Genomic DNA, 7,808 nt, shown 5'->3' on the forward strand with positions numbered 1-7,808 from the left:
TCTGTTCTCGGTTTTCATCTTGTAGGGATTCTTGCTTTTTCCCTATCTACCCAGATATTTTTCTTTTTGGCAACCCTTGTCTTGTCAGGTTTTGACCCACTTGTGTCCGTCAGTCAGGGTTTCGTCAACTTTTTCTAAGTTTGCCGCAAAGGGTACAAGAAACAGCCAAGAAAAATTACCAGATTTGGAAAGAAAATCCATTTCACCCCAGCCTAGAGTTCAAAGAGGTGAAACCAAGAGAAAAAATCTGGTCAGTCAGAGTCGGCATTGGATGGCGAGCATTAGGGATTAAGAATTCAAACGATGACTATAATCCTAGAGAAGATTTTTTTTCCCTATCACTGCATAGAAGGGATCAGCAACCATAATTCCTAACATTTGTAGGAAACTGGGGGTAGTAGCAGGACGAACGATCGCCTGTACTTCCCTAAATCCCGCCACCGATTTAAAATAGGATTTCACTAACGCTACCCGGCCTAAATCGCTATTATCGCGCCAAGCAGCGATCGCTTTTTGGTAAAACATACGATTGGAAAAACTGACCACCACCAGACCATGAGGCTTTAAAATGCGATACAGTTCCGCAAAAATCGCCTCTGGATACTGCAAATACTGCACCGATACTGTGATTAACACCGCATCAAAAGAACTATCCTCTAGGGGCAATTTTGGCTGTGCATTCAGGTCTTGGACAAAATAACTATGCAAGCGGGGATTTTTGGCTAACTCCTCCCCATTCATCCCGTGACCTTCGATATGCTCAAATTCCATCTCCTCCGGTAAATGGGACACCCAGCTGCTCATCAGGTCTAAAATGCGCGTATTCGGCGATAAGATCTCTCGGTAGAGAGCGGTTAATTGATCGATAAAACCCTCATCCACGTGGGTGACGAAGCGGGGAAAAGCATAAAAATCGCTGTCTTTCGTCGGATCGAGTTTAGTTCTTTCTTCGGGTCGGAGCATTTTTGTCAAGTTAATTTTACTATTCTTAACATACCCCAGAGACAGAAAAAAGGGTTAACCGAACTGGTCAACCCCTAGGCTTGGGAACGCGCTGTAAATCTTAGCTTTGAACGACTAGCTTAACGTTAGCGTTTTGCAGACCGCGCTGTTTCACTTCGGATAGGGTTTTGTTCACAGCGTATTTTTGGTTGATCGAGTTGATCAATTCGGTTTGATTGTGTTTTTTGGCCACACCCCAGAGGTCAGCGATTAAATCGAAACTGCCGTCGGTATTGCGGGACCAACCGAGATCATATTCGCCATCGAGAACAGCAACGATGTCGGAGCGAACCCGTTGACCGTTGTAACCACGAACATCAGCTTCGGTTTTTACGCTAATACCGAGGTCGCGGAGAGAAGCTTTGAGGATTTCGGCATCGGTGATTTTGGTCCGGAGAGTGCTAAAATGAGACATTGGAATTTCCTCTTTGTAGATAAGAATCAACAACAACAGATTGAGAGTTAAAGAGTGCCGCCAAGCGGCTTTTCGAGGCATTGCTAGTCCCTGAGAACTAGCCTTTCATCCCGTTGGGAGCGGGCGAAAGTCTGTTAGAACTCCAATCGCTGGTACTCAGCGACGGAGGCCGAAGCAGGTCGGGCGCGTTGTCTGGCCCAATCACGCAGGGCAGTTACCTGTTCGGTCATGGTGCGAGATAGGGGCAGAGTCGCCTTAATCGCCGCAATAATGTCCAATTGCGTGAATTCGCGATCTTGGGCGAAGGCCTCATACATGGCGGCAATCAGCGCCTGTTCTATTTCCGCACCGGAAAACCCATCGGATACCTTGGCTAACTGCTCCAAATCGAAGCGAGAAATGTCGGAGCGTCGTTTAGTCAGGTGAATATTAAAGATATCTTGTCTTTCTTCGGAATTGGGTAAATCGACAAAGAAGATTTCATCGAAGCGCCCCTTGCGGAGAAATTCCCCGGGTAGCCGTTCAATCCGGTTAGCTGTGGCCATGACGAAGACGGGTGAGGTTTTTTCCTGCATCCAAGTCAGGAAGGAGCCGAAGATGCGGCTAGAGGTTCCCCCATCGGAATCGGCGGATCCTGTGCCACCGGCAAAAGCTTTATCTAATTCATCGATGAAAAGAATGGCCGGAGAGATGGATTCAGCAGTTTTTAGGGCATTACGCAGGTTAGCCTCAGACCGTCCCACCATGGAACCATCGTAAACCCGTCCCATATCTAAGCGCAGGAGCGGTAAACTCCAGAGGCGCGAGGTGGTTTTAGCGATTAAGGACTTACCACAGCCTGGTACTCCTAAAATTAGCATTCCTTTCGGTTGGGGGAGTCCGTAACCTCTGGCTCTTTCTGTAAAGGCGTTCGATCGCTGTTTTAACCATTTTTTTAATTCTTCCAGACCACCGACGGCGTTGATGGTCTCGTCTTCTTCAACGTATTCTAAAATTCCGTTGCGGCGAATCAGTTGTTTTTTCTCGGAAAGGACGATTTCTACCTCGTCTTCCGTCAATTTGTTCGCTTTTACATGGGCTTTGCGGTAAACTTTTTCGGCTTCATCTTTGGTTAAGCCTAAGGCCGCTTTCAGGAGTTTTTCCCGGACCTCTGTGGTGGTACGACGATTTTGATTTCTGGTTAGGTGTTGCGAGAGAACCGTATCTAACTCTCCCATGTCCGGCAGGGGAAAATCTAGAACTACTACGTCTTTCTCTAGTTCTATGGGGACTTCTTGCAGGGGAGACATTAAAATGATGATTTTTTCGGTTCCTTTAAAGCTGGCGATCGCATCTCTTAACCAGCGAGTGACCGGAGCGGAAGTGATGAACGGATGCAGGTCTTTAAAGATGTAGATGCCCGCTTCCCGTTGACGCACTACCCATTCGATCGCCGCTTCTGGCGACACGGTATTATGTTGACTGGTTTGGCGCGGTTGACCTAGTTCGATCATGCCGTGGGTGACAGTCCAGACAAACACCCGTCGATGTTGTGTATTTAGTTGGGCTATTTTGCTGATGGCTTCTTCCGCCCTTTCCTCCTCGGAGGTGACGAGGTAAATCAGGGGATACTGAGCCTTGACGAGAATTTCTAGCTCTTCTTTCATAACATCGACCCTATTTGTGGTAACGGTTTTGACCTTGGGCGGCTACCGAGAGTTTAGCAGGGAACTAAGGCTGCTTCTCCCTCTGCGGTTCCTTGAGCGCCAACGGGTTCGGGAACTTCGAGCGGGAACTCGTCGCCCACTATTCCGGGCTGGCGTTTGATCGACCTTAGCCGATCTTCTTTCATCACTAAGGCGGCATCACACTCGGGACAGACATGAACCTGATAGGTTTTGCCATAGGCGGCGGCTTCGATTTCTTCTACCTTTTCGGGGTATTTTAGGTAGAAAGCGATCGCTTTTTCCACCAGCCCTGACATCGATTCTTCATCGATTGCGGCCCTTATTTTTAGTTGACGATGGACTCCAGGGGGAAGGTACAGTGTGACTTTTTGCTTGTCTTGCATATCACTAAATTGGTTTACCCGGGTATGTGTCTCTACTATAACCACTGTCTTTCTCTCCTGTCAAGATGGTAAGCTGTTATGACAGCATAATTGTAACATTTCTTTACAATTGTTGGAGAAGTGGGGAAGTGGGGTGTAGGGTGTGGGGAAGTGGGGTGTGGGGTGTGGGGAAGTGGGGTGTGGGGTGTGGGGTGTGGGGTGTGGGGAAGTGGGGAAGTGGGGAAGTGGGGAAGTGGGGAAATTGAACTAAAACCCCAAAACCCCAACCCCCAACACCTAAAACCTAAAACCTGTCTCCTGTCTCCTGACTCGGAGAATACTGACTCCTGAATTGAGCAAACCCTAATTACTATTGATGCGACTTAAAAAGGCTTGTAGGCGCTCGCTGTGGGGATTATTAAAAAAGGTGTCGGGATCACCTGCTTCTTCGATGACACCTTGATTAAAGAACAAAACCTTGTTAGAGACCTCCTTAGCGAACTGCATTTCGTGGGTGACGACTACCATAGTCATCCCCTCATCGGCCAATTGACGCATAACGTTTAACACTTCCCCGACTAATTCCGGATCCAGGGCCGAAGTGGGTTCATCAAATAAAATCACCTCTGGTTTCATGCAGAGACTGCGAGCGATCGCCACTCGTTGTTTTTGTCCTCCCGATAATTGGTCGGGATAAACATCGGCTTTTGGGGCCAATCCCACCTTTTCCAGATAATGAATTGCCGTATCTTTAGCCTCATTTTCCGAGTGGTGTAACACTTGCTTGGGGGCCAACACCAAGTTTTGTAAAACGGTGAGATGGGGAAAAAGATTAAAGTGTTGAAACACCATACTTACCCGGCTGCGTAAGTTGCGGAGAACCGATTGATTTAACTTCGGGGAAGAGATGTCAATCCCCATCACCTCCAAGCGGCCGCCGTTAATTGTTTCCAAACGATTGAGACAGCGTAAAAAGGTACTTTTGCCGCAGCCAGAGGGACCGATTACCGATACCACGTCCCCTTGATAAAGAGTGCCTGTAACTCCTTTAAGTACCTCTAAAGAGCCGTAACTTTTGCGTAAACCTTCACTAACAATCACAGGGGTGGTAGTGGTCATGATGTCCTCTCGTAAAAAATTTTACATTCTGTCTGTACAAAGGTATCGAGATTAGTTTCTGCCAGATTGTATCCTTGACGACATTTTATCAAGAGGAATAATCATAATACTCAAATAGTCTCTCTACATCTGTCTTGGGTGGGAAGTAGGACGAAATTACTAACTTAGTTGAGCGAAAAAATCAAGGAGAAACAATTAAAAAATGATTAAATTTTGGCGAGGGCGGGCGGTACAGAGAGTTATCTTTGCCTTGTTAGGATTAGTCTTGGCGCTCGGATTAACTGTTATTCCGGCTTTTTCTCAGACCCCTCCTAATCCTTTTCGAGTCGCCACAGAAGCGACTTTTCCGCCCTTTGAATTCCAACAAGGGGGACAATTAACTGGGTTTGATATCGATTTAATGCGGGCGATTGGCAAGGAAGCCGATCTCAACATTGACTTTAGAAATTTACCCTTTGATGGCATTATTCCGGCTCTACAAGCGAGAACAGTGGAAGCCGCTATTAGTGGCATGACTATCACCGCCGAACGCGCCCAAGCGATTTCTTTTTCTCGACCTTATTTTAGGGCTGGTTTAGCGATCGCTGTTCGGGAAGATAATAAGACAATTAAAAATTTTGAAGACTTAAAAGGCAAAAGAATTGCCGTCCAAATTGGCACTACGGGAGCCTTAGAAGCGACAAAAATACCGGGGGCAACAGTTAGTCAATTTGACTCGGCGGCTTTAGCTTTGCAGGAATTAATTAATGGTCGAGTTGAGGCGGTAGTTAACGATAAACCCGTGACTTTGTATGCAATTAAACAAGCGGGTTTACGGGGAGTAAAAGTAGTCGGAGAATTATTAACGGAGGAATTCTACGGGATTGCTTTACCAAAAAATTCCCCCTATCTCCAGTTAATTAATGATGCTCTCGGTCGAGTCATAGAAAGTGGTCGGTACGATGCTATTTTTAGGCAATGGTTTGGAGAAAAACCGCCAGAATTACCCTTAGTTGCCCCAGCTTTAAATAATTTACAGGAATCAAGTTTTAACTGGGGAGAATTATTCTATAACCTGATTGTGAAAGGGGTTCCCTGGACAATTCTGTTAACGGTTCTGTCTTTTCTGTTCGGGTTAATCGGCGGAACTTTAGTGGCCATTGCCCTGATTTCTCCCTACAAATGGTTAAAAATAATTTGCCGCATTTATGTGGATTTCTTTCGGGGAACACCGATGCTGGTGCAATTATTCTTGATCTATTTTGGTTTGCCAGGGTTGTTCCGAGAAATTGGCTTAAATATCGACTTAGATCGTTTACCGGCGGCCCTATTTGCCCTAAGTTTAAATGTGGCGGCCTATTTAGCTGAAATTATGCGCGGCGGTATTCAATCGATCGATAATGGTCAATGGGAAGCTTGTTCTAGTCTAGGAATGTCCCCAGTGCAAACCATGCACGAGGTGATTTTTCCCCAAGCTTTTCGCCGGATGTTGCCACCCTTGGGGAATGAATTTATCACCCTAATTAAAGATACCAGTTTAGCGGCAGTAATCGGTTTTGAAGAGTTATTCCGGCAAGGTCAATTAATGGTAGCCACTACCTATAAAGCTTTCGAGATTTATATCGCTGTTGCTGTAGTTTATTTGGTTTTAACTACCCTTTCCTCTGTGGTATTTAAGCGCTTAGAGATTTATATGGATCCCCTACATAAATCTAAACAGGAGCAGAAAGCCTAGGGGCAACAGATGGGAACTGATAAGTAATAGGGCAAAATTAACTTCTTGGTTAGGATAGGCAAGAGGCAAGAGGTAGTTAAATATGTGCATTTAATTGTGTCTAGCTACTTACTAAATCGGTTTTTAATGGTATGATTGACTCCCGATCGAACTTTAAAAACCCACTTGCCACTTGCCACTTCTCAATCCCCACTTTCCTATCCTCTTTATAAATCTGGTTATTAAAAACTGATTATTTAGGGTTTGCTGAATAAATCTAAAAACCTTGTTGGATAGGGTTTTTAGACTTGTTTTCCCTCAAAAAGTGCCGACCTTTGGAGTGATTGGGGGGAAAATTCCTGGACTTTTTCCCTGAAAATTAGGTAATTGGCCACCTCAAAACTGGTAAAACCCCACACCCCACACCCCACACCCCACACCCTGCCACCACCGAAAAGCTTTTTCAGCAAACCCTATTTATTCCCCCTTTTGCATGAGTGCCTCTCCTGATATGTAGCCCATACTCAACGGATTTAGTATGATAACCGATAATTCTTTCATTGCCTTAATAAAATTTAACATTAACGCCATTTTCTCAAAAAAATCGACCCGCCTAAGGGCGGGAAAGAAAAGAAAAAAGAAAAAATAGGGAATAAGGGTAAAAGGGGAAAAAGGAAAAAGGGTTAGAGAGTTCTCCCGAATACGCAGACTACCCGAAAACCGCTATTGAGGTAGCGGTCGTCGCGGCGGACGTCGCCGTCGCGAAACGCGGAACGGCAGAAAAAAGGACTGACGCCCCAGGAACCGCCCCGCCGAGGAGAACGATTATCATTCCCATTTTCTAGCCAGGCACTGCCATCCCTCGGCGCACCGTCATAGTTATCGTGCCAAGTATCGGCGCACCACTCCCAGACATTGCCGTGCATATCGTATAGCCCGAAGGCATTGGGGGGAAATTGTCCCACGGGAGTCGTTTCTCCTCGATGTTCTCCCTTCGCTTCCCCGGCGTAGGTTTTGCTGGCATTGTAGTTGGCCAATTCCCCGGTAATGGTTTCCCCAAAGTAAAATGGGGTGGTGGTTCCAGCACGACAAGCGTACTCCCATTCCGCTTCACTCGGTAGTCGGTATTCCCTTCCCGTCAGTTTCGATAATCTTGCACAGAATTCGACGGCATCGTACCAGTTGACTTGTTCCACGGGTCTATCCCAGCGCGTGGGCGATCCCCCCCTAGCCCCCTCTTCAAAAGGGGGGGAATCGGAAGCCCCCCTTTTTAAGGGGGGTTTGGGGGGATCTTTAAAGTCGGAAGCCCCCCTTTTTAAGGGGGGTTTGGGGGGATCTTTAAAGTCGGAAGCCCCCCTTTTTAAGGGGGGTTTGGGGGGATCTTTAAAGTGGGAGGGATCAGGCTCAAGGTCTTTTTCTACTTTTAAATCCGTGCGAGAGGCAACTGCTCTCCACTGGGCCTGGGTGACGGGATATTTACCCATGAAAAAGGGGGGGACAGTTACTTGATGTTGAGGACGTTCATCATCAAAACTATCTTTCTCATTTGC

The 7,808-nt window shown here is 46.6% G+C and carries 8 protein-coding genes; 2 read left to right on the top strand and 6 right to left on the bottom strand.

All coding sequences use genetic code 11. The features are described 5' to 3' along the window. Positions 1-140 precede the first annotated feature (140 nt). Positions 141-368, top strand: a complete 228-nt coding sequence (locus EWV68_RS21755; RefSeq protein ID WP_353737398.1) for a hypothetical protein — start codon at positions 141-143, stop codon at positions 366-368. Here EWV68_RS21755 and EWV68_RS00840 read toward each other — a convergent pair. From EWV68_RS00840 to EWV68_RS00860, 5 genes are all read right to left on the bottom strand, one after another. Then, positions 316-963, bottom strand: a complete 648-nt coding sequence (locus EWV68_RS00840) for a class I SAM-dependent methyltransferase (protein WP_287168498.1) — start codon at positions 961-963, stop codon at positions 316-318. The two genes, EWV68_RS21755 and EWV68_RS00840, sit on opposite strands and share 53 nt — an antisense overlap. A 100-nt stretch (positions 964-1,063) precedes the next feature. Further along, entirely contained in the window at positions 1,064-1,417 is a 354-nt protein-coding gene (locus tag EWV68_RS00845) for a DUF1257 domain-containing protein (protein WP_002731874.1), read from the bottom strand. 134 nt (positions 1,418-1,551) lie between these two features. Further along, entirely contained in the window at positions 1,552-3,063 is a 1,512-nt protein-coding gene (ycf46, locus tag EWV68_RS00850; RefSeq protein ID WP_287168500.1) for a stress-responsive protein Ycf46, read from the bottom strand. A 53-nt stretch (positions 3,064-3,116) separates the two neighbouring features. Beyond that, positions 3,117-3,467 (bottom strand): slr0373 family blue light stress response protein, encoded by a 351-nt coding sequence (locus EWV68_RS00855; RefSeq protein WP_012265766.1) that lies wholly within the window; start codon positions 3,465-3,467, stop codon positions 3,117-3,119. A gap of 342 nt (positions 3,468-3,809) precedes the next feature. Further along, complete coding sequence (locus EWV68_RS00860) at positions 3,810-4,565, bottom strand: amino acid ABC transporter ATP-binding protein (protein WP_012265768.1); 756 nt, start codon at positions 4,563-4,565, stop codon at positions 3,810-3,812. 202 nt (positions 4,566-4,767) lie between these two features. Between EWV68_RS00860 and EWV68_RS00865 the strand changes: the two genes are divergently transcribed. After that, entirely contained in the window at positions 4,768-6,279 is a 1,512-nt protein-coding gene (locus EWV68_RS00865) for an ABC transporter permease subunit (protein WP_061430127.1), read from the top strand. A gap of 662 nt (positions 6,280-6,941) precedes the next feature. On the opposite strand, the gene EWV68_RS00870 is transcribed toward EWV68_RS00865, so the two are convergent. After that, on the bottom strand, positions 6,942-7,808 hold an 867-nt coding region (locus EWV68_RS00870), incomplete at its 5' end, for a formylglycine-generating enzyme family protein (protein ID WP_287168501.1).

Source organism: Microcystis sp. M_QC_C_20170808_M9Col, from assembly GCF_007095495.1.
GTDB classification, from domain to species: Bacteria; Cyanobacteriota; Cyanobacteriia; order Cyanobacteriales; family Microcystaceae; genus Microcystis; species Microcystis aeruginosa.